Below are 20571 nucleotides of genomic sequence, written 5' to 3'. Positions count from 1 at the left end.
ATTTTGCTGCGAATAGTTGTCATCCCTGCGAAGGCAGGAATCCATCCATCAAAGTAGTACAATGCCAAATTCGAGATGGACCCGTGCTTTCGCTGCAATGACTTATTAAAGACGCCAGTTAGGGGCTTCAGTCTCTTGCAGAATTGATAACCTGTCTTCATCTTCCAGCTCTAAATTCGCCATACTGTCTTTCAGATTAAACAGCGTATTAGCCTGCTCTCGTTTAGAAACCGCCTCAGTGGAGAAAAAACTAAATCCTCCACAAGTTGCTGCTATTACCCCTGTAATTGCAATAGGAACAGCTCCAAGCATAATTATTGTGAGGGGCAAGGGTGAAAAAATGGCGCAGGCCGCGCCAAGAGCAATCATTGCTAGCCCCAGGCTCATCACCCAAGGAAACTTAGAGCCATATAGTTGATTTGCTAGCATATTATATTCGGCAAGCAATCTTTCTCGTTCTGGGCCTAAGTCTGAACTTAATAATTGTATAGTTAGGCAAGTACAGCGATATTTTATGTCCTCATCTTTATATTTTAGCTTCTGCAAAGCAGCGTACACAGCTTGTATTTTTGCTTTCAGTTGCTCATTTTTTATTTGCATGGCCATGTTTTTAAGGTACAAATCCATATTTTTTTCAAACTGAAAACTAAAACTAAGGCGTTTTACTGCATTGATATTGGGATCAATCTCTCGATTAGAATTATCTCTCGGTGCGAGATATTTTTGTATGCTTTCCTCTGTATAACTTTTTTCGTTTTTTAAAATAAAAATATAGGGATTATAGAGTCGCTTCTGGGAATCATCACTTGTAGAATTAAACATTCCATCATCGTCTAACTCAACGTCAGATACTTTTATCCGAGAACCACTAACAAAACCATAGGGCCAAGTGGTACCTCGGTCTGTCTTGTCCCACATAAGCAAAGCTAAACCATCTACCTGCTTGCCACAGGCAGCTTCTAACTCTCCTTTCAATATTTTGCGAGCATGTTCATCAGTGCATTGAGCGTATTTATCAATGAGAGTGAGAAAACTTAAATTGTCCTCTTGCTTAGATTTTGGTTTAAAAACCATGCTAAATAGAAAAAAAGTACCATTTGTTGTTATACCGGAAACAGTATAGTTAGGTAGTTCTTCAGGAGGGATTCTTCCATTTAAATTATCCTGAAATTCCTGGAAAATATTGCGATCTCTTACACAATCTCTAATTTTATTCGCGAATAAAAAGGGCATGGCAAAATCTCATCCAAAATCCTGCAGTTTATTCAAGAAATAGGATCTGTCAAGCAAAACCATATAGCTTTGCTCTATCTCTCATAACTACAGACAGGGTTTTGAAATACTCTAAGCACTCTATTTTCCGATTCAACAGCGATTTTAAACCTATAATTTTTTAGCAGTGATTTTTCCCTATCCGTTAACGGCCCAGTCCAAGGATCGGAATATGCTGCAATCAAACAGGGTTGATTTTTCTTCTCTTGATAAAACTGCGAAATCATTTGACCTGCTAGGTTCGTTTCAGAAAATTGATAATTCCAAGTAGCCAACGCACTAGGAGCTAACGAAGTAAGTAAATAAAAGCCGGATAAGCGTCCCAAAACGGTAATTTTTTCAGCCTTCGTATCTTGAGGTAAAACAGAACTCACTTTGTGAATAAAATCGGCTTGCTGGACTGAGGTTTTTAATCCAGCAAAGACACCTTCGCTAATTTTTTCTGTTGGAAAACTATTATTAATCTCACCGTAATTATTTTTATAGACTATAAAACCCATGCTAAAAGCCGACAAAATCAATACAAAAATCAGTGCGTAGCTTCCGCTTTTTCGAGTCTCTTCATAGCCAGTAAATGCCAGGGTCAAACAGGCTGCTAGTAAGCCCCCAATGGGAAAATTCAATAACCCGTTGCTGGCAGTTATTGTCGTTATTAGGCCAGCAAAAAGGCTAGTACAATACATCAGGGCTAAAATCGCATAAATAGAGGAATTCCTTGCTTGCTTAATTGCAGTGAAGGGAATAAATACCCCAAACAAGGCGATAATTAAAATAATATCGTGGGATATTAAAAATAGAACAGTCTGACCGAAAAATGTTAAGTAAAAAATAACCCCAGCCAAATACAATTCAGCAAGAAATAAAAGTCGAGGATATATAGCAACAATCACCCCCAATGATAATGAAGTAGCACATAAAATAGCAAAGATTGGACTTTGGAAAATTTGCTCATAAATTTTATGAAATTTTGCAGAAAGTCCTCCGCTAATTTGTAGCGCAGCATTGGTAAATTTGAAAATTTGAATACAATGATCAACCCCTAAAATAATAAGCAGTGAAGCAAGTGCCGCCACAAAGAGGAAACCACAAAAAAGAAAGTAATAAAAAACAATCCTGCGCTCTTTTAATAAAGAAAAAGCAATAGCAATAAATCCGCTAAAAACAATAATTAAACTTGGGTAAGCCACAATGGTGCAAGTCCAAAGAAAAGCGGATAACAAAGACAGCATCGGGCTTAAACTTTTCTTTCCTGGTTTTTGCATTAGAGCTATTCCAAAAATAGACATAGCCGCAAGCATTCCATACATACCAATCGTGTTATAAGAAGGTGCGGGTAAGCTCCAAGGGATAAATAAAAAACCAAAGGCCAGTACTAATGCGGCTAATAATTGCCCGCGTAAAGGCTTAATAAAAAAATAAAGGCTTAGCATCGCCCCTAAAGCCATCAACATGTAGACGAATCTTAAAAATAAAATTAGTCCTAGCTCATGACTGACTAGGTTTTGATAAACATAAACAAAAGGAAATAATAACAGCGCTGCACTTTGGTGAATCATCAGATTAGAAGAGTTTTTAATTCCTTCTTTCAACCAACTATCCAAATGAGTGGCATAATAGGCTTCATCGGATAAATCGACACCGATTGTTATTCTTTCAATAAAAATTCCTAGGAGCATTATAAGAAAAGCAATAAAAAAACAATTTTTTGATTTAATCAAATGGAGCAGTCTTGCCATAACTCTCTAACCTCTATCACTAATCCACTAAACTAATTCGAATCACCGCAGCAATTGCAAAGGGCAAAAACGCCACTGCAAGCAAGGATAAAGCAAGTAAAATAGCGAGATAACCTAAAACAGCTAACCCCTGCATTGCCGCTGTTAAACTACCACTGCCAAAAACCATGATCGGTATTGTTAAGGGCAAGAGTACCAGTGCCATTAATACACCCTTTTGTTGCATACCCGCACTAAAAGCGGCTGCTAGTCCACATAAAAAAAGAATCGCAGGAGTACCCACCAACAAACTGAGCATTAAAACACCCATTTCCGACCATGTAAATTGAAATAAAAGAGCTAACAAAGGACAAAAAATTAACATGGGTAGTAAATTAATTAACCAATGGACCATTAGTTTGGCAGTAACAATCACAGAAAGCGGGTAACTTGAAATAAGCCATTGCTCTATTACGCCATCTTCATAGTCTTGTTGAAAAAGGCCTACCGAAGTGAGCAACATGGCTAGTAACATCGCAATCCACACCAAACCTGGTCCTACTGAATGTAAAATCCTAGTCTCCGGCGGCATAGTTAGCGGAAAAAAAATAGCCACCATTAAAAAAAACAGGGCCGAGTGAAGCAATAATCTTGGTTGGCGAAGATGTAATAATAACTCTCGTTTAAATTGCCTGCCAAAAAGACTGGTCAAACTCATCATAATGCATACTCCTGATAAGGTTGACGAAAAGGCAAACTTTGATGGGAGGTTAAGATAACTTGCCCACCGAGTTCTAGATGGTTTTCTATACATGACATCAAGGTTTGAATTGCCATTGCATCTAAAGCGACCAGCGGCTCATCTAAAAGCCACAGACTGGCATCCGTCATCATCACTCTCAATAGGCCCACACGTCGGCGCTGTCCTGCTGAAAGAAGATAACAGGGCTCATCGGCAAGCGCTTGTAAACCAAAACCTTCAAGTAAATGCTCCAAGGTCAAAATACGTCGTTCCCAGTGCAGATCAAAATAGCAATTTTCTTTTACCGTCAGTAAAGGATTCAAACCTGTTTTATGACCTACATAGCAAAGTTTACGTTGATAAGTGACCAAATCGCGGTGAATGGGCTCAGCTTCATAAAAAATTTCACCTTCATTGGGGTGCAGCAAACCAGCTAATAATTTGAATAAAGTGGTCTTTCCCGATCCATTAGCCCCTCGTAAGTGTAAAAGTTTCCCTGATGCTAGAGAAAAATTCACCTGTTCAAGTAAAGGTTTGTCTTGGTAATCAAAGGATACAGCCCGCACATCCAGCATAGAGGATATTTTTAAAGTTAAAATCGCAGACTATCGATAAATGAGTTTGCTGGCAAATGTTTTTTAGATTCCCGCTCTAAAGTGTAGCTAATTTCGCTGACTTCAATTATTGTCGATTATAGGTGAAAAAAGTTTTATTATTCCAAGATGTTAAAAAAGCAAAGTCTACAATTTTGGAACTATCCCATTCTAGCTGAATGAATGGGTATCTATTGGGGTCAACTGCTTGAACTGCACATATAAAACATTTTTTGCTTCTTTACTGCTCATGGCTCTCGCGGGCTGTGTTAATTACATTGGTATTAACAGCAATAAAAAAATAGCGCCCCCTTCTCAATTTCAAACATCGAAGAGTTTGCCGCAGCAAAATGGCTGTTGGCCCACAGAAAATTGGGCTAAGCAATTTGGTGACCCGCAGTTAGTTGCTTTAATTAACGAAGCTTTGGCTAATAACCCAAGCTTAGAAACTGCCCTCGCACGCATTCAACAGGCCAGAGCAGTGGCAGAGCAAAATGCTTCAACACTATACCCACAAGGCAAGTTTTCTGGGGCAGTCACCCGAACCCGTGTTTCTTCCCATGAACTCATCCCTCCTCCAGTGAATAATGGGACTTTTACCCAAAGCGGATTCATTGCTCGGGCCAATTATACTTTGGACCTTTGGGGGAAAAACCGTTCCCAGTTAAGACAAGCCTTAGCTGATGTCAAAGCCACTGAGGCAGAAGGACAGCAGGCACGACTAACAATCGCAACTTCCGTAGCCTCAACTTACAACGAATTAGCTCATTATTATGACTTGCGAGATGTACTAAGACGAACCGTCGCCCAGCGCGAAGCCTTAGAAAAAATAACCGTAGTTAGGTTACGAACTGGACTAGACACACGAGTGCAACTTTTCCAATCGCGTAATACCTCAGCGACAGCGAAGACAGATTTAGTTAGGGTGGAAGGACAAATTCTCACAACCAAACAACAGTTAGGAACGCTTGTGGGCGCTGGACCAGACCGAGGTTTATTAATCACCCGCCCACGATTACCCATTGTAAAAACCCCTGCTCTCCCTGCCAATTTACCTTTAGCTCTTTTAGGACGAAGGCCAGACATTGTCAGTGCGCGCTGGCAAGTCGAATCAGCCTGCCAAGGAATAAATTACACCAAAGCCTTATTTTATCCGAATGTGAATCTAATGGCTGGCGTCGGATTTATCTCTTTAAAATTCGCTCATATCGAATCAAGAGGAAATGCGGAGTACTTTGGGCCAGCACTTAGCTTACCCCTTTTTGATGGCGGCGCGCTTCGCGGTCAATTGCGAGAACAGTATGGCAAATATGAAGAGGCCGTAGGTCACTATAACAATACGCTTAATGAGGCTTTATCAGATGTTACTTCCCAGGTCACGAATATTAAGGTGGTTAATCAACAATTAAAGGTACAAAAAGACGCACTTGCCACCGCAGAGCAAGCTTATAATTTGGCAAGGTATCAATATAAAATAGGTCTCGCTTCTCAATTAGTAGTACTGGATGCCGAAACACGTTACCTCACTGAACAACAAACACGTTTGCAACTTATTTTAAATCGACGTAATCTGCAAGTAGCTTTAATTCAAGCACTTGGTGGTGGTTTTGATGCCTCTATGCTTGAATGTTGTCGAGTCCCCAATAAAATCTAAAGTGAGAAATAAATGAGTACAGTGGATGAACTTCCCCTTACATCAGAAGAAGAAGAGAAACCCCAAAAAAAGCGCAAATTTTTTCTAATCCTCTTGACCGTCACTTTTTTAATTATCGCCCTACTTTGCGGCTTATATTGGTGGTTTATTGCTCGTTTTTATGAGTCAACGGATAATGCCTATGTGAATGGCAATATCATTCCAATTACTGCCCAAGTAGGCGGCACAATTATTACTGTTAAAGTCGATGACACACAGTATGTCTCTACCGGTCAACTGCTTGTAGAGATTGATCCCATCGATGCTTTTGTTGCTTTTCAATTGTCTAAAGCTAATCTGGCAGAAACCCTACGTAATACTCAACAATTATTTATTAATAACAAAGGATTACAAGCGAACCTCAAAAATCAAGAAGTCTCCCAATCAAGAGCACAAGAAGATTTACTTCGTCGTAATCAAGCCATTGGTGTAGGCGCTGTGTCCAAAGAAGAACTCGTGCATGCAGAGGAAACGCTAAAAAGTGCTGATGCATCCTTCACTCAAGCTAAGTCTGCCTTATTATCTAACCGCGCTTTAACTGAAAATACTGATTTACAGCGACATCCGAGTGTTTTGGCCGCAGCAGCTCGATTGCGGCAAGCTTATATCGATTATATGCGCACTTCAATTCGAGCACCGGTTGCGGGGGAAATATCTAAACGGACAGCACAAGTAGGCCAACGCATTACCGCCGGAACGCAATTGATGGCACTAGTTCCCTTAGAACAAGTCTGGGTTGACGCTAACTTCAAAGAAAAACAAGTGCGCGATATGCGTATTGGACAATCCGTTCATCTCACTGCTGATCTTTACGGTTCCTCCGTGGTATATCATGGCAAAGTTGTCGGGTTTTCCGCAGGCACAGGAAGCGCATTCGCACTTTTACCCGCGCAAAACGCAACCGGAAACTGGATTAAAGTGGTACAGCGTCTTCCCGTTCGTATTGGACTTGATCCTAAAGAGCTTAAAGCACATCCGCTACGCATTGGTTTATCCATGGAAGTGACTGTTGACCTGCATGATCAAACGGGAAAATATATTGATCAAACAGCCCCCATACCTGTTTACCAAACGTTCATTTTTGAAAATTTAGGCAAAGAAGCGGATGCTGAGATCAACAAAGTTATCAGAGAAAATATCAGCAAAACAGCTAATCTTGATCCAGAAGCTTCCTCTAAAAAAACCAAGCCGGCTCCTAAAAAGGGCACCTCACGATGAGCGATACTAACTCCAATCCTCCTCCATTAAAAGGGGGGCAGCTTGTTATTGCGACCATCGCAGTCGCACTTGCCACTTTTATGATTGTCTTAGACTCTTCGATCGCCAATGTTGCTATTCCAACGATCTCCGGAAACCTGGGTGTTTCTGTCGATGAAGGCACTTGGGTAATCACTTTATTTTCGGCTGCAAACGCAATTTCCATTCCACTGACCGGTTGGCTTACGCAGCGCCTCGGGCAAATCCGTTTGTTTGTTACATCAATCATCTTGTTCGTAATTGCCTCTTGGCTATGCGGTCTGGCCAATAGTTTGCCTTTATTATTATCAGCACGAGTCTTTCAAGGGGTTGTTGCCGGTCCCTTAATCCCTCTATCACAGGCGATATTACTTAGTTCTTATCCAAAAGAAAAAAGCTCTGTTGCCTTGGCGCTTTGGGGAATGACGGCAACGGTTGGCCCTATTGCTGGTCCAGCTTTAGGCGGGTGGATTACAGGCAGCTATAGCTGGTCTTGGATATTTTATATTAATGTCCCCGTGGGAATCATTGCCGCGGCAATCACTTGGGTCATTTATCGCGACCGTGAAACAACAAGAAAAATCTTACCTATTGATGTAATGGGCTTAGCTTTGCTAATTATCTGGGTCGGCGCCTTACAAATCATGTTAGATAAAGGCAAAGATTTAGATTGGTTTAACTCCAGCACTATTATTGCTTTAGCCATCACTTCAGCGGTTAGTTTTTGTTATTTTGTCGTTTGGGAGCTCACAGAAAAAAATCCAATCATTGATTTACGGCTTTTTGCAGGAAGAAATTTCACCGGTGGTACAATTGCTATTTCTGTTGGATACGCTGTATTTTTTGGCAACTTAGTTTTGCTTCCACAATGGCTACAGCAAGATTTGGCCTATCCTGTACTGAACTCCGGGTTGGTCTTGGCCCCTCTAGGCATTTTTGCAGTCATAACTTCGCCTATTGTCGGTAGAATTTTACCCATAGTCGATGCACGTATTCTGACAACCATAGCCTTTCTTCTTTTTGGACTCGTCTTTTTTATGCGCTCGCTTTACACCTCTTACGTTGATACCTGGACATTAGTTCTACCAACACTCATCCAAGGGATTCCTGTTGCACTGTTTTTTATTCCACTGTCGATGATTATCCTTTCAGGACTCCCAGCTGAAAAAATTCCAGCAGCAGCTGGTTTATCTAATTTTGCGCGAATTTTCGGTGGAGCAATAGGAACTTCCATTTTCAGTACCGTATGGAATAATCGTTCTATTCTTCACCACTCTCAGTTAACCGAGCAATCAACCCCTTACACCGCTAATTTTACTCACTTTATCGAAACAAGCCGTTCTTTACTAAATATTCAACTAGACCAAAGCTACGCACTTTTTAATCAACTATTAAATGTACAAGCCAGCATGCTAGGTCTCAATGATGTTTTTTGGGTGTCCTCAATTATCTTTATGTTACTTATTCCTATAGTGTGGATCACGAAACCCGAAAAAGTCGACTCCGCTGAAGCTGCTACCGGTGCACATTGATCAATTTAAGGATGAGAATTTCGCAATCTAATGCTATTATGAGCCCTTATGTAATAGCTCAGCTCCACCCGCGTCATCCGAGTATTGCGAGCAATCTCTGGGACTTGGCATTATGTTAACCTTCGGCGATCCTTCGCTGCTCGGATGACGTTCCTGCTAGGCTTTTACCCTTTTAAACCCTGTCCAATTATCTTAGAGTTTAGCCTATGACAAATACTTATCATTTCTTTAATGGGCTAGCGGAGAAAGAAAAATCTTTGCCGGGCGTTTATCTACTCATTCTTAAAAAGTTTGAAGAAATTCCAGAAGAAGACATTGAAAGCCGGCTTAAAATAATTAGAGAGATTTCTATCGACATAGTTACAACGCTTGCTACTCATAATGCAAATTTTGCCTCCTATTGTCATCATGAAAACTTAACTAGTCATTGGCGAAATTTATGGTGTGATGCCGGATATGGTCTAACTCTCCACATGAACTTACCACCCAAAGGATTTTATGAGCATCCTAATTTAAATCATTTTGAACTTGTTTGTGGAGTCCATTTTTTCCATCAATCTCAAATGGCAAGGAAAAAAATGCAAAAAGCGAGTAACCGCGACTTTAGTGTCTCTGAAGAAAAATTTCTGCAAACTGCTATTCAGTTTGGCTCAATCCACGCGATACAACGATTCAATGACTATATCTATGCCGATTTGCAAAAAGCCACAAACCGAGAAGCTGAGAAGCTTTATAAAAAGCTTATTGATAATAGTAAAAAATCAATTCCAACAGGTGGTAGTTATGGATATATGATCTATGCAGAATCTTTAAGCAATTATTGTTTTTGGTTGCTCACTAATTCGAAAATTGAAAAAGCTGAAACGACTTATTATGCAGTTCTAGTATCGCTAGAATGGGCGCAAAAAATTTTGACGGAAAGCAAATCCAGTATTAGCAATGCGAGTTTAGGTCGTGGCCTTAGACAGAGTAATTCATTCGCTATGGACTCGCCCGAAGAGGCAAAACGTTTATTTATAAAGCAATATGAAAATGCCAAATCACAGCAAGGTGCCCCTTACGATGAAAATGAAGGATGCGAGCCCTGCGAAGATGAAGCAAACGAAGCACGACAATGTGCTATTTCATGTTAGACTAACTGCAAACTAGATGACTAATAAATACTATAACTCAAGGACTTAATATGGCAAACGCAATGCATATTTATTATGGCAGGAATGCCAAGACCGGTGAATTTATCATTTCTTGTTACCATGAAACAACGCAAGCCTTAAGTAACGCCTTTCAACTAGTAGGAAGGGATAAAAAGTTATTAACCTACAAGAAAATAGAACTTCCCGAAACTTACGATAACAGCACGGTAAAAATAAAATTGCTTGAATACTTAAGTGTTATCAAAACTGAAATTGAAAGGCGAGATGCACAAACCAGCGGAAAGGGAAAAATCATTTTTTCTGCGGATTTAAATCTCTGTTGTGTACATAAAACAGACCTGGCTCCTTTTCTATTCGATAAAACTATCAATCACTTTTTTCCAGAGCATGAAGTGCATTTAATTTTAGAATCAAATGATAGTCCATTTGTGCTCAATGCAATCAAGAAAGCTGACACGATGAACTTGCAGAATCTAACACTTAAAACAAAAAACTCTGTCAGAGACGCACCCGTTTTTAAAGTCTATAAACAAGCACCTGCTAATAAGCATAGTGACTGGGACGAAGACGATGAGACTGAAATTGATATCTCTGTCCCCCCACCTAATATGAAAGGCCTTGCATCAAAGAAACAATTAATCCGCACGCCAAAAGAGGTTGCTAAGTCATTGACTACACTAGGTATATTTCCTAAAGTAGAAGAGCATGGACGTGCAACTGGAAAAGACGTACCACCTATGTCTAGCCCTCCCTCTTCACCTGAGATAAAAGGATAAGGCAAATACGTTAATTCTCTTGCTTCACTACGCTCTCATGGAGATAATTGTTATTTTATTATTGCTAAGGTAAACAATGGATTTTCTTGCTCAATACGGTTTATTTCTTTTAAAAGCGTTAACTATTGTTGTTTCATTTTTATTAGTCATTGCAGGTATCTTTGCTCTGAACCGTAAACCTAAACCAGCATTAGACATCACTTCGCTTAATAAACAATACGAAGAAACACAGCAACGCATGGCGCAAGAAATAAAAGATGAAAAATTAAAGAAGAAAAAGAAAACGAAGCAATACAAAAAAGAACAAAAAGAAATACCTTCTTTATATGTGCTTGATTTTTATGGGGATATAAAAGCTTCACAGGTTGAGCAATTACGCCAGGCAATCAATGCTATTCTCTCAATAGCCCGTGAAAAAGATGAGGTCCTTGTTCGCCTAGAAAGTCCTGGAGGCGCAGTGAATGGCTACGGTTTAGCAGCCTCACAATTACAACGCTTGCGCGATAAAAAAATTCCCCTCACTGTTTGTATTGATAGGATCGCTGCCAGCGGTGGCTATTTAATGGCCTGTGTAGCAAATCATATTGTTGCTGCACCCTTTGCAATTATTGGTTCAATTGGCGTAGTTGCCCAGGTCCCCAATTTTCATCGTTGGCTTAAAAAGCATAATATCGATATTGAATTATTAACTGCCGGCGAATACAAACGCACACTAACCATGTTTGGTGAAAACACCGAGAAAGGACGTGAAAAATTCCAAGAAGATTTAGAAAAAATACATGATGCCTTTCGTTCATCTGTTCTTTCAAATCGCAATCAATTGGATATTCACAAAGTGTCTACTGGGGAGCATTGGTTAGCCAAAGATGCTTTTGACCTAAATCTTGTGGATAGTTTAAAAACAAGTGATGATTATCTCGCTGAAAAAATGACAGAATTCAATATGTTTAAAATTTCAGTTCAAGCGAAAAAATCCCTGATGGAAAAATTATTTAAACCTGTCACAAAATTAATCCATCCGTGGGCTTGAGATATGGGTATATACTTAGGGTAACAACATCAATCAGCTAAACTACGGAGTGAGTTATGAGCGATTTCAAATCTAAGCTGCCTGACTTTAAAGAAGTGACCTCAATGGCAACTAAATTATTTAAAGACGTTAAAACTAGCGTTTGCGAAATAATCGAAGACTATAAGAAGAAACGTGAGGAAGCTGCGACAACTGAAGCTCCAGTAAAAACAAAAGAAACCGAAGTTAAAGTTACAAAAAAATCAACAGCGCCTCAAAAAGAAAAAGTGGAAACGACTAAGGTCAAAACGAAGAAAAAAATAGAAGAAGCTCCAAAAACCGACGAATCTGAGAAGGAATAATTCTAGCTCATCATAGGTGTCAGATAATTCCAGCCTCATTCCACTGCAATCCCTGTCAACTCAGAGCCGTACATCCCCAGCCCCTTAGGGGCTCGGGATCGACTACAAGCAAGCTCTTTCTTTATGCACGTTCAGGACGAGTTAAACCATATTTACGCATTTTTTCAACTAAAGTGGTACGGCGCATGTTTAAATAGCTGGCTGCGTGAGCAACGACCCAATCAGATTCATCTAAAGCTTGGCTAATTAAAGCCAACTCCGTTTTCACTAGATGTTCTTTGAGATCAATACCATCTCCCGAAGACGTAGCTTGCTCTTGGCTTACCATTGCCAACAAAGTTTCTCTTTCATTGCCTACTACACCATGAGCTGATACTTCGCTATCTACTTTAAATCGTCTTGGTAATTCATCCGCATCAACAATACCATTTGGAAATAGAATAGATAAACGTTCGACAAGATTAGCGAGCTCTCTTACGTTGCCTGGCCAATTATATCGACTTAAAACCTCCAGTGCTGCCGGCATGAGCCGAACACTTGTTCTATTTTCCCCTTCAATCCTTGAAACTAATTCGTTAACAAGTAAGGGAAGATCCTCACGTCTTTCACGTAAAGGAGGCATATCAATGGGGAAGACATTCAAGCGGTAGAAAAGATCCTCACGAAATTTCCCCTCTTTGATGGCTGCTTCAAGATTACGATGCGTTGCAGCGATGATACGGACATTCACATCGATACTTTTATTAGAACCAACCCGCTCAAAACAACGTTCTTGCAATACACGTAACAATTTGACCTGCATTGCTAAAGGCATATCGCCAATTTCATCCAGAAATAAAGTGCCTCCATTTGCTAACTCAAATCGACCTTGTCTCGAGGTAATCGCACCGGTAAAAGCGCCCTTCTCATGACCAAATAATTCGCTTTCTAGCAATTCCCCAGGAATAGCACCACAGTTAATTGGAATAAAAGGTTTATTGGTTCGAGATGAAAGAGCATGGATATTGCGTGCAACCACTTCCTTACCGGTACCCGATTCTCCGAGTATTAGTACACTGGCTTCAGTATCGGCCACCTGGGCAATTAATTTACGGACCTGACGTATGGACTCGCTATTACCCACTAAGCTACGAAACAAAGGGGTTTTCTTTTTATTATCCTCAGTCACTTCTTGGGCAATTTGCCCTTTATGCAAGGCTTCAAGCATTTGTGCGTAGCTAAAAGGGAAGTGAAGGTTTGCAAGAACATTTTTTGCTAGATAGCTGCTTTCAGGTAAAGGGGAATCGACCAGAATGACCGATAGATTAGGTGCAATCTTAACCAACTCCTCTAAAAACCCGAGTGAATCATTGTAGGACTCCGGCGCACCAGCCACTACTAAATGGGCTTTATCATAAGGAAGAGAATGCCAGTTACTATAATTTGCGAGATAACAGGTCTCGCCAATGAAATTCAAAATTGTGCTGAGCTTGTGGCAACGTTCTTCATTGTCATCAATGATAATAATTGTTTCATTGCTGCTCATAAATCGATCCCTAATCCATGTCATCTAATGTTGAGTATTGGTTACTAATGAATGCCCTGTCAAATCCATGACGATTTTTTTTCTAAGCGTCATAATTATTTATTCAAATAATTACACCCACTGATTTATCGATAACAAGTAATATATTTAAAGGCATTACACTGATGACCGAAGCATAATTTCTGGTTACCCACTGCCTTAGTCGCTGTAATATTTTTCTCAATAGCGTAACGTTTAGTTTGCAAATACCCCATACGACGACAAAAAGAAAACGCCGCTCTTCGACCACAACCCCGCTGTCCATCATAGCACCAGGCTACACGAAATTGATTAAATCGTGGATAGACAAATTGCCTAAAACGATAATGATAGGGTTTGGGCGGCCTGTGTGTCAGCTGTGCTACGCAGCGTATGGTTTTAAAACCATTACAACGCCAGCCTTGGCATTTCATCGCAGAGGAAATGAAATTAGTAAGACCTACGTTATAATCAATCACTTGCTGATCAGCTTTTAAATAGCCCATCATTTGGCAATAGCGGGTCGCAACCGGTAATCCACAAAATTTAGCGTCTACAGTACAGTAATTTAATCGGACTCCTTGATAAGTCGGCATCCAAAAGTTTCGATAGAAATCCGTGCTGCGACTAGCCGCATAGGGGTTCGATATCATCAATATTGTCAACGCGCAAACTAAGATTGTTCGCCAAAAAAAAGTCATTATAACAGTTCCTTAACCGCGTATCTGACATGTTAGCCTATGGCCGTCAGCAAAGGAAGTATTGAGCCTCATCTTTATTTATCAACATCAATTATAGATAAGGTTACTAAGCTCCAGAGCCGTTCATCCTGAGGAGGGCTTTAGCCCGTCTCGAAGGATAAACACAGTGCACACCCTTCGAGACGCCGCTTTGGCGGCTCCTCAGGGCGAACGGAAGGAGGCAAGGGCTTGAATTGCTAATCTTTCTAACGCAACAGTGTTTATTAATAACTTAAAGCTACCTTGGATTGACCTAACAAATCAGTAAGAAGAAGGAGTAATTCATCAGATGGTGAAACACACCACTGCGATGCAAGGTTTAAAATTGCGCGTGCTGAGGCATTGGAATAATGAAACTGAACGACGCAGTCCCCTTTATTGGCTTTTAAAATAGACTGCAGCGCCGGAATAATCGAATCTTGCTCGCGAGTTAAAGTTAAGGTGAGGCATTTTGCAAAGCGGGTACGGGCCTCTCCTATCGAATACAGTTGGCTAGCCGTCATTTTTACACCACCACTGTAGTCATCCGTTGCAATTTCTCCTTCGACAACCAACATTTGTCCGGTCTGCACTGGATTTTGCAGTGCCTCATAAATCTCTGAAAATACAACAATATCAAGTTTCGCTGAGGAGTCTTCAAGACCAATGATCGTTAATTTTTTACCTCGCTTGGTCAAGATTCTCCTAACCGCGGTGACCAAACCACAAACCACTGCTTTTTTCATGGAAGCAGGATTCAAACGGCCGATGGGTTGAATAAATCCTTTAAATTCCTTGCAATAATAACCAGCCGGATGGCCGGTTAAATAGAGACCTAGGGTTTCCTTTTCGCCATCTAAACGTTGCTTTTCGGGCCAGGGTTTACAATCAAGATAGTCTTCTTGATCAGCAGCAGCATCGAGTAAAGAGAATAAATCAGTTTGGCCACTTAATTGATTTTGATGGGTTTTATCAGCAACTTTTAAGGCTTTTTCCAAAGAGGCAAAAAGAACAGAACGCTCAACCTGCCAATCATCAAAGGCACCACTTTTAATCAAAGCCTCAAGTACTCGACGATTCACTTTACGCAAATCGAGTCGTTGGCAAAAACTAAATAAGCCCGCATAAGGACCATTTAGTTTGCGTTCTTCAACGATGCAATTAATCGCTGACTCACCTACTCCTTTAATTGCCCCCAGACCATACAGAATAGTTTGATTATCTTTAACGGTAAATTGGTAACTGGAACTATTTGCAGAAGGAGGTAAAACATTCAGTTTCATCTGCTCACATTCATCGATAAAGGTCACTACTTTGTCGGTGTTATCCATATCAGAAGACATAACCGCAGCCATAAAAGCTGCAGGAAAATGGGCTTTTAGCCAAGCCGTTTGATAGGCGACTAGCGCATAAGCGGCGGAATGCGATTTGTTGAAACCATAGCCGGCAAATTTTTCCATCAAATCGAAAATATAAGTTGCTGTTTGTTCCTCAACCCCTCGTGCCGTTGCCCCTTCGGTAAAAATAGCCCTTTGCTTAGCCATTTCCTCCGGTTTTTTCTTACCCATAGCACGCCGTAACAAGTCAGCAGCACCAAGTGTGTAATTCGCGAGCACCTGAGCAATTTGCATCACCTGCTCTTGGTAAAGAATGACTCCATAGGTCGGTTTTAAGATGGGTTCTAAATCAGGGTGCGGATATTCTACCTTGGCACGACCATGCTTACGATCAATAAAATCATCCACCATGCCCGACTGCAAGGGACCTGGTCTAAATAGAGCCACTAAGGCGATAATATCCTCGAAACAATCGGGCTGCAGTCGATGAATTAACTCTTTCATACCGCGTGATTCCAACTGGAAAACGGCGGTCGTTTGGCAGGCTTTCAATAAATGAAAGGTTTGCTCGTCATCCGTAGGAATCATTGCTATATCAATCAATTCCTCGCCCTGTTCTTTACGTTGTCGATTAACAATGGCCAGTGCCCAATCAATGATGGTCAGCGTTCTCAGGCCCAAAAAGTCAAACTTCACCAAGCCGACTGATTCAACATCATCTTTATCAAACTGACTGACTATTTGATTTGAATCTTGTTCGCAGTAAATGGCAGTAAAATCAGTCAATCGCGAAGGGGCAATCACCACACCGCCAGCATGTTTACCCGCGTTACGAGTGATACCTTCTAATTTTAAAGCTAGATCGAATAATTCTTTTACCTCTTCTTCCTCTTGATAACGGCGTTGCAATTCCGCTTCGTCTTCAAGGGCTTTATTGAGCGTCATACCAATTTCAAAAGGAATTAATTTGGCTAATTTATCAACAAAACCATAGGGATGGCCTAAAACTCGACCAACGTCCCTCACCACAGCCTTTGCTGCCATCGTACCAAAAGTGATAATTTGCGATACACTCTGGCGACCATATTTCTCAGCGACATATTCAATAACACGATCGCGCCCTTCCATACAGAAATCGATATCAAAATCCGGCATCGATACCCGTTCGGGGTTAAGAAACCGCTCGAAGAGTAACTCATACTGTAATGGATCGAGATCAGTAATTTTTAGCGCATAAGCCACCAAAGAACCGGCTCCTGATCCCCGTCCAGGACCAACTGGCACACCATTTTGTTTCGCCCATTGGATAAAATCGGCCACAATCAGAAAATATCCGGGAAAACCCATGGTATTAATAACATCTAACTCAATTTGTAAACGCTTATCATAAGGTGCTCGGGACTCTGCAATTAGTTCAGGACTTTGATTGCGAAAGATTTGCAACAGGCGTTCTTCCAAACCTTGCTTCGATAAACTGGAAAGATACTCTTCCACAGTAGAACCTTCAGGAAGGGGGAAATTCGGTAAATAATTATTACCCAAATCAAGCTTTAAAGTGCAACGCTTGCTGATTTCCACCGTATTTTCGATAGCTTGGGGCAGATCCTTAAATAAAGCGATCATTTCATCCGCTGAGCGCAAGTATTGCGCAGCGCTGTATTGTTGGTTCCGACGGGGATCAGCTAAGGTATAACCATCATGAATACAGACTCTCGCCTCATGCGCTTCAAAATCATTTTTATTGATAAACCGGACATCATTTGTTGCTACAAGTGGTAAATTTAAGGCCCCAGCTAACCGAACAATTTTCTCATTGTAGAGCGCTTCATCGACTCGCCCGGTTCGTTGAATTTCTAGATAAAAACGCTGCGGAAAGATCTGTGCAAACGATTTTGCGAGAGTATAAGCACTTGCTTCGTCATCTGCCAATAAGGCTTTACCTATCGCCCCTGCCCGCCCGCCTGATAAAGCAATCAGCCCTTCTGCATAGTCACTGATCCAGGTCTGATGGATTCTAGGCTGACCTTGGTATTGGCCTTCTTGGTAAGCTTTTGAAACTAAGCAAGTTAAATTGCGATAACCTTGTTCATTTTGACAAAGCAGCACGAGAGAGGTGAGCTGTTCTGGATTTTCAGGATCATGGCAGGGTAAATCACTACCTAAAATCGGTTTAATTCCGGCTTCTGTCGCTGCTTTAAAAACTTTAACTGCCGCGAATAAGTTACAGAAATCCGTAACAGCAACTGCGTTCATTCCTCTTTCTACAGTGGCTTTCATTAGGGGTTTAACGCGAACTAAACCATCGACCATCGAAAATTCAGTATGTACACGGAGATGAACAAAACGCGCTAGCATGACTTAAGTCTTCCAAGAGTTTAATGCCTGAACTGTACCGAAGTCGGCTGGTGAGAGCAAGTGCAGCTGCTGACAATTCTACTTTTGGTCAAATATAACCTGGCAGTCCTGGCTGCAAGCAACTCTTAGTCACAGCTCTGACAACCCAGTCCAGCTCTGCTCCGACATCCCGCGGCTAGTCCGGCGTTGTTGCAAACTCTACTCTCGTCCCTACCTACCACTGCTTGTCCGCGGTATCCAGGCGATCTTTTTTCATACTGAGATCCCTGGATCCCGCGAACAAGTTGCGGGAGGTAGGAGGGAGTTCAATCATGCAACAACGCCGGACTAGCCGCGGGGCGTAGGCAACGATGTACTAAGATATGGCTGCAAGCAGCCAGACTACATTTGCTAGTTATTATTAGATAGTTGGAGTTTCTGTTGTTGTTAGACGGAGATCTTCTGGAGGGAGACCTTCTTCTGTTGTTGCAATAAGTATTTCACCTCGCACCAGTGCAGGATAAACTTCTAAAAACTGTATCGCCTCATCTATTTCTTTTAATTGCTTATCAAATAGAGTACGTCCATCAACATAAACGCTGTAGGCTGCTATTGCTAAGAGTACGGCAGACACTGCTATGCCTAGAAGAGCCCATCCCACTGGGCCTGTAGCGAGTGCTCCTACACTACCAATGAGGGCAAGTGCGCTTATGGCTAATAATAAGGAATTAGTCGCCAGGAAAATACCTGATGTTATTTTTCTACAAGACTCTTCTCGTAAATCTTCTTCTACAGCAGCGCGCAAATTCGTAATCAGGTTCTTATAGGGAGTACGATCAAAGTGGGCACCAGCAAGCTCAGCCATAATTAACTGCTGAAGTTGCAGATATAATGCATCTAAATTCGTTGTTTTAGATATAACCCCCTTTAATTGATACACGCTAGAAATTAGGTTCGCGTTATGCCTTTTTAATGTTAACAATGCTTGGTACTTATACGGTTCTCCCTGCAAGGCTATCTCACTTGACAACATCTCTTTGATTAGTTTTTCAGAATCCTCTGAAAAAAAACGTGGGAAATGAACTCTTGTAAAGAAAAACATATCGAAGCTCCGTAAAAAAAATGGGCATAATACGTATTTTATCAATGAATTGCAATATTTTAATCTATATGGGCAAAATTTGTCTTAAATTAACCAGCGCTCTGATGAGGATCAAAAGCATCTCTAACAGCATCCGCAAAGAGATTCGAAGCGAGCACTAAAATAAACATCAACGCAAAAGCGGAAAGCATAGGCCACCAAACAATAGGGTCCCTTGCCAATTCTAGACGAGCTCCATTGATCATATTTCCCCAGCTGATAGTCATTGGTGAAACACCTACACCAACATAAGACAATACCGCTTCAGCGAGGACTAAAAAACTAAAGTCTAAAACGAGGGTAATTAAAACAATATGCATCACATTCGGTAACAGATGTTTACGCAAAATGGTAAAGGAGCTGCTACCCAAAGCTCGTGCAGCTAGAACGTAATCTATTTCTCTTAATTTCAAAGATTCTGCGCGTAACAAACGACATAAACTCGTCCAACTGGTTACCCCTAAAATCAGGCATAAGGCAAGCAAACGAGCATCAGCACTTTTAGCCAACGTTGAAAATTGCTGAGGATGATTCGCGATGTAAGTTTGCATCGATAAAACAGACGCGGTAATTAATAAAACACCGGGAATTGAACTCAAAGTCGTGTAAATATATTGGATGATATCATCGACCCAACCACCAAAATAACCGGCTGAGATCCCCAATAATAAAGCCAGTGGCATCATGAATAAGGTGGTGAGAATACCAATAATAAGCCCTGTGCGGATACTCTTAATGGTGTAATAAAAAATATCTTGCCCTATCTTCCCTGTCCCTAAAAGATGTAACTCTCTTGATATCCAATAACTGGCAAAAATAACAAAAAAACAAATAAATAAAGTGATTAAAGCGGTTAAACCACTTTTTGATGGTTTAAACTTTAGCGGTTTAGCGAATAAAAACCCCTTAGCAATGACGAGTACAAACCAACCTGAAACAACAATTAACAGACTTAAAAGCCAAGCTTGATAGAGATTTTTTATTATGAATTGATGTTTAATCGTCTCATTTCTTAGGGTAGGCGGCGGATAGTTTAACCGTGGGTAAATCTGCTTTGCAATGCCGTTTACAAAAACAGTTTCAATGCCATATAAATTCAGTGCCAGCGGCGCAGAATAAGTTTTCTCATAAGTCTCGCCTAATGGGGCGAGTATGTGATCTAAAATTGAATTGTTGTGGATCGTAGAAAGTTGAGCATTATCATTCATTGCCATTGAATTTAAATGGATAGAATCTAAAATACCAATAGTAATAAAAAATAATAAAACCACCCCTGCCGATGCCGCTAAAGGTCGATGACAAATACGCAGAAACACGCGCCTTATATGCCTCTTTCTAAGACTCACCAAGCAGAGTACAAGGCTTGCTAATAAGACTGCAAAAAAACATTTATCCGTCCATAATAATTCCATA

General features: G+C 40.8%; 16 protein-coding genes. 7 read left to right on the top strand and 9 right to left on the bottom strand.

All coding sequences use genetic code 11. From position 1 onward, the window contains the following. Positions 1-105: 105 nt before the first annotated feature. From Lnau_RS04855 to ccmA, 4 genes are all read right to left on the bottom strand, one after another. Positions 106-1233, bottom strand: coding sequence for a hypothetical protein (locus Lnau_RS04855; RefSeq protein WP_058504017.1), 1128 nt, complete (start codon positions 1231-1233; stop codon positions 106-108). Between the two features lie 74 nt (positions 1234-1307). Next, on the bottom strand, positions 1308-3008 hold the full coding sequence (locus Lnau_RS04850; protein WP_058504016.1) for a hypothetical protein: 1701 nt from the start codon (positions 3006-3008) through the stop codon (positions 1308-1310). Positions 3009-3027: 19 nt separating this feature from the next. Then, positions 3028-3708 carry a heme exporter protein CcmB gene (gene ccmB, locus Lnau_RS04845; RefSeq protein WP_058504015.1) on the bottom strand — a complete coding sequence of 227 codons (681 nt, stop codon included), beginning with the start codon at positions 3706-3708 and terminating at the stop codon, positions 3028-3030. Then, positions 3705-4304, bottom strand: coding sequence for a heme ABC exporter ATP-binding protein CcmA (ccmA, locus tag Lnau_RS04840; RefSeq protein ID WP_058504014.1), 600 nt, complete (start codon positions 4302-4304; stop codon positions 3705-3707). Before ccmA ends, ccmB begins: the two co-directional genes overlap by 4 nt. Before the next feature lie 226 nt (positions 4305-4530). Between ccmA and Lnau_RS04835 the strand changes: the two genes are divergently transcribed. The 7 genes from Lnau_RS04835 (at position 4531) to Lnau_RS04805 (ending at position 12084) form a co-directional block, all read left to right on the top strand. Next, positions 4531-5976, top strand: a complete 1446-nt coding sequence (locus Lnau_RS04835; protein ID WP_058504013.1) for an efflux transporter outer membrane subunit — start codon at positions 4531-4533, stop codon at positions 5974-5976. Between the two features lie 12 nt (positions 5977-5988). Then, a complete protein-coding gene (locus Lnau_RS04830) occupies positions 5989-7233 on the top strand; it encodes an HlyD/EmrA/EmrK family protein (protein ID WP_058504012.1) in 1245 nt (414 codons plus the stop codon). Continuing rightward, positions 7230-8783, top strand: coding sequence for a DHA2 family efflux MFS transporter permease subunit (locus Lnau_RS04825; RefSeq protein ID WP_058504011.1), 1554 nt, complete (start codon positions 7230-7232; stop codon positions 8781-8783). The genes Lnau_RS04830 and Lnau_RS04825 overlap by 4 nt, the downstream gene beginning before the upstream one ends. 206 nt (positions 8784-8989) lie before the next feature. Further along, entirely contained in the window at positions 8990-9916 is a 927-nt protein-coding gene (locus Lnau_RS04820; protein WP_058504010.1) for a DUF5630 domain-containing protein, read from the top strand. A 50-nt stretch (positions 9917-9966) separates the two neighbouring features. After that, a complete protein-coding gene (locus Lnau_RS04815) occupies positions 9967-10713 on the top strand; it encodes a hypothetical protein (protein ID WP_058504009.1) in 747 nt (248 codons plus the stop codon). 76 nt (positions 10714-10789) lie between these two features. Further along, the gene (gene sohB / locus Lnau_RS04810; RefSeq protein ID WP_058504008.1) at positions 10790-11743 is read left to right on the top strand and encodes a protease SohB; all 954 of its coding nucleotides are present in this window, start codon (positions 10790-10792) and stop codon (positions 11741-11743) included. A gap of 56 nt (positions 11744-11799) precedes the next feature. Beyond that, positions 11800-12084 carry a hypothetical protein gene (locus Lnau_RS04805; protein WP_058504007.1) on the top strand — a complete coding sequence of 95 codons (285 nt, stop codon included), beginning with the start codon at positions 11800-11802 and terminating at the stop codon, positions 12082-12084. A gap of 121 nt (positions 12085-12205) precedes the next feature. Here Lnau_RS04805 and Lnau_RS04800 read toward each other — a convergent pair whose 3' ends face one another. The 5 genes from Lnau_RS04800 to Lnau_RS04780 form a co-directional block, all read right to left on the bottom strand. Next, complete coding sequence (locus Lnau_RS04800) at positions 12206-13609, bottom strand: sigma-54 dependent transcriptional regulator (protein ID WP_058504006.1); 1404 nt, start codon at positions 13607-13609, stop codon at positions 12206-12208. Positions 13610-13734: 125 nt separating this feature from the next. Next, the gene (locus Lnau_RS04795) at positions 13735-14328 is read right to left on the bottom strand and encodes a hypothetical protein (protein WP_058504005.1); all 594 of its coding nucleotides are present in this window, start codon (positions 14326-14328) and stop codon (positions 13735-13737) included. Positions 14329-14591: 263 nt separating this feature from the next. Beyond that, positions 14592-18038, bottom strand: a complete 3447-nt coding sequence (gene dnaE / locus Lnau_RS04790) for a DNA polymerase III subunit alpha (RefSeq protein WP_058504004.1) — start codon at positions 18036-18038, stop codon at positions 14592-14594. 400 nt (positions 18039-18438) lie between these two features. Beyond that, positions 18439-19119: a hypothetical protein gene (locus Lnau_RS04785; RefSeq protein ID WP_058504003.1), complete on the bottom strand. Its 681-nt coding sequence runs from the start codon at positions 19117-19119 to the stop codon at positions 18439-18441. Between the two features lie 89 nt (positions 19120-19208). After that, positions 19209-20570 carry an ABC transporter permease gene (locus tag Lnau_RS04780; RefSeq protein WP_058504002.1) on the bottom strand — a complete coding sequence of 454 codons (1362 nt, stop codon included), beginning with the start codon at positions 20568-20570 and terminating at the stop codon, positions 19209-19211. Position 20571: the final 1 nt, after the last annotated feature.

The sequence above is a fragment of the Legionella nautarum genome (assembly GCF_001467895.1).
Lineage (GTDB): Bacteria > Pseudomonadota > Gammaproteobacteria > Legionellales > Legionellaceae > Tatlockia > Tatlockia nautarum.
This window is presented reverse-complemented; position numbering and strand designations above follow the sequence as displayed.

Coding starts and splice junctions, on each gene's coding strand:
- Lnau_RS04805 (WP_058504007.1), top strand. CDS start 11,800: ATGAGCGATTTCAAATCTAAGCTGCCTGACTTTAAAGAAGTGACCTCA.
- Lnau_RS04795 (WP_058504005.1), bottom strand. CDS start 14,328: ATGACTTTTTTTTGGCGAACAATCTTAGTTTGCGCGTTGACAATATTG.
- Lnau_RS04815 (WP_058504009.1), top strand. CDS start 9,967: ATGGCAAACGCAATGCATATTTATTATGGCAGGAATGCCAAGACCGGT.
- Lnau_RS04780 (WP_058504002.1), bottom strand. CDS start 20,570: ATGGAATTATTATGGACGGATAAATGTTTTTTTGCAGTCTTATTAGCA.
- ccmB (WP_058504015.1), bottom strand. CDS start 3,708: ATGATGAGTTTGACCAGTCTTTTTGGCAGGCAATTTAAACGAGAGTTA.
- Lnau_RS04830 (WP_058504012.1), top strand. CDS start 5,989: ATGAGTACAGTGGATGAACTTCCCCTTACATCAGAAGAAGAAGAGAAA.
- Lnau_RS04800 (WP_058504006.1), bottom strand. CDS start 13,609: ATGAGCAGCAATGAAACAATTATTATCATTGATGACAATGAAGAACGT.
- sohB (WP_058504008.1), top strand. CDS start 10,790: ATGGATTTTCTTGCTCAATACGGTTTATTTCTTTTAAAAGCGTTAACT.
- Lnau_RS04785 (WP_058504003.1), bottom strand. CDS start 19,119: ATGTTTTTCTTTACAAGAGTTCATTTCCCACGTTTTTTTTCAGAGGAT.
- dnaE (WP_058504004.1), bottom strand. CDS start 18,038: ATGCTAGCGCGTTTTGTTCATCTCCGTGTACATACTGAATTTTCGATG.
- Lnau_RS04820 (WP_058504010.1), top strand. CDS start 8,990: ATGACAAATACTTATCATTTCTTTAATGGGCTAGCGGAGAAAGAAAAA.
- Lnau_RS04855 (WP_058504017.1), bottom strand. CDS start 1,233: ATGCCCTTTTTATTCGCGAATAAAATTAGAGATTGTGTAAGAGATCGC.
- Lnau_RS04825 (WP_058504011.1), top strand. CDS start 7,230: ATGAGCGATACTAACTCCAATCCTCCTCCATTAAAAGGGGGGCAGCTT.
- Lnau_RS04850 (WP_058504016.1), bottom strand. CDS start 3,008: ATGGCAAGACTGCTCCATTTGATTAAATCAAAAAATTGTTTTTTTATT.
- ccmA (WP_058504014.1), bottom strand. CDS start 4,304: ATGCTGGATGTGCGGGCTGTATCCTTTGATTACCAAGACAAACCTTTA.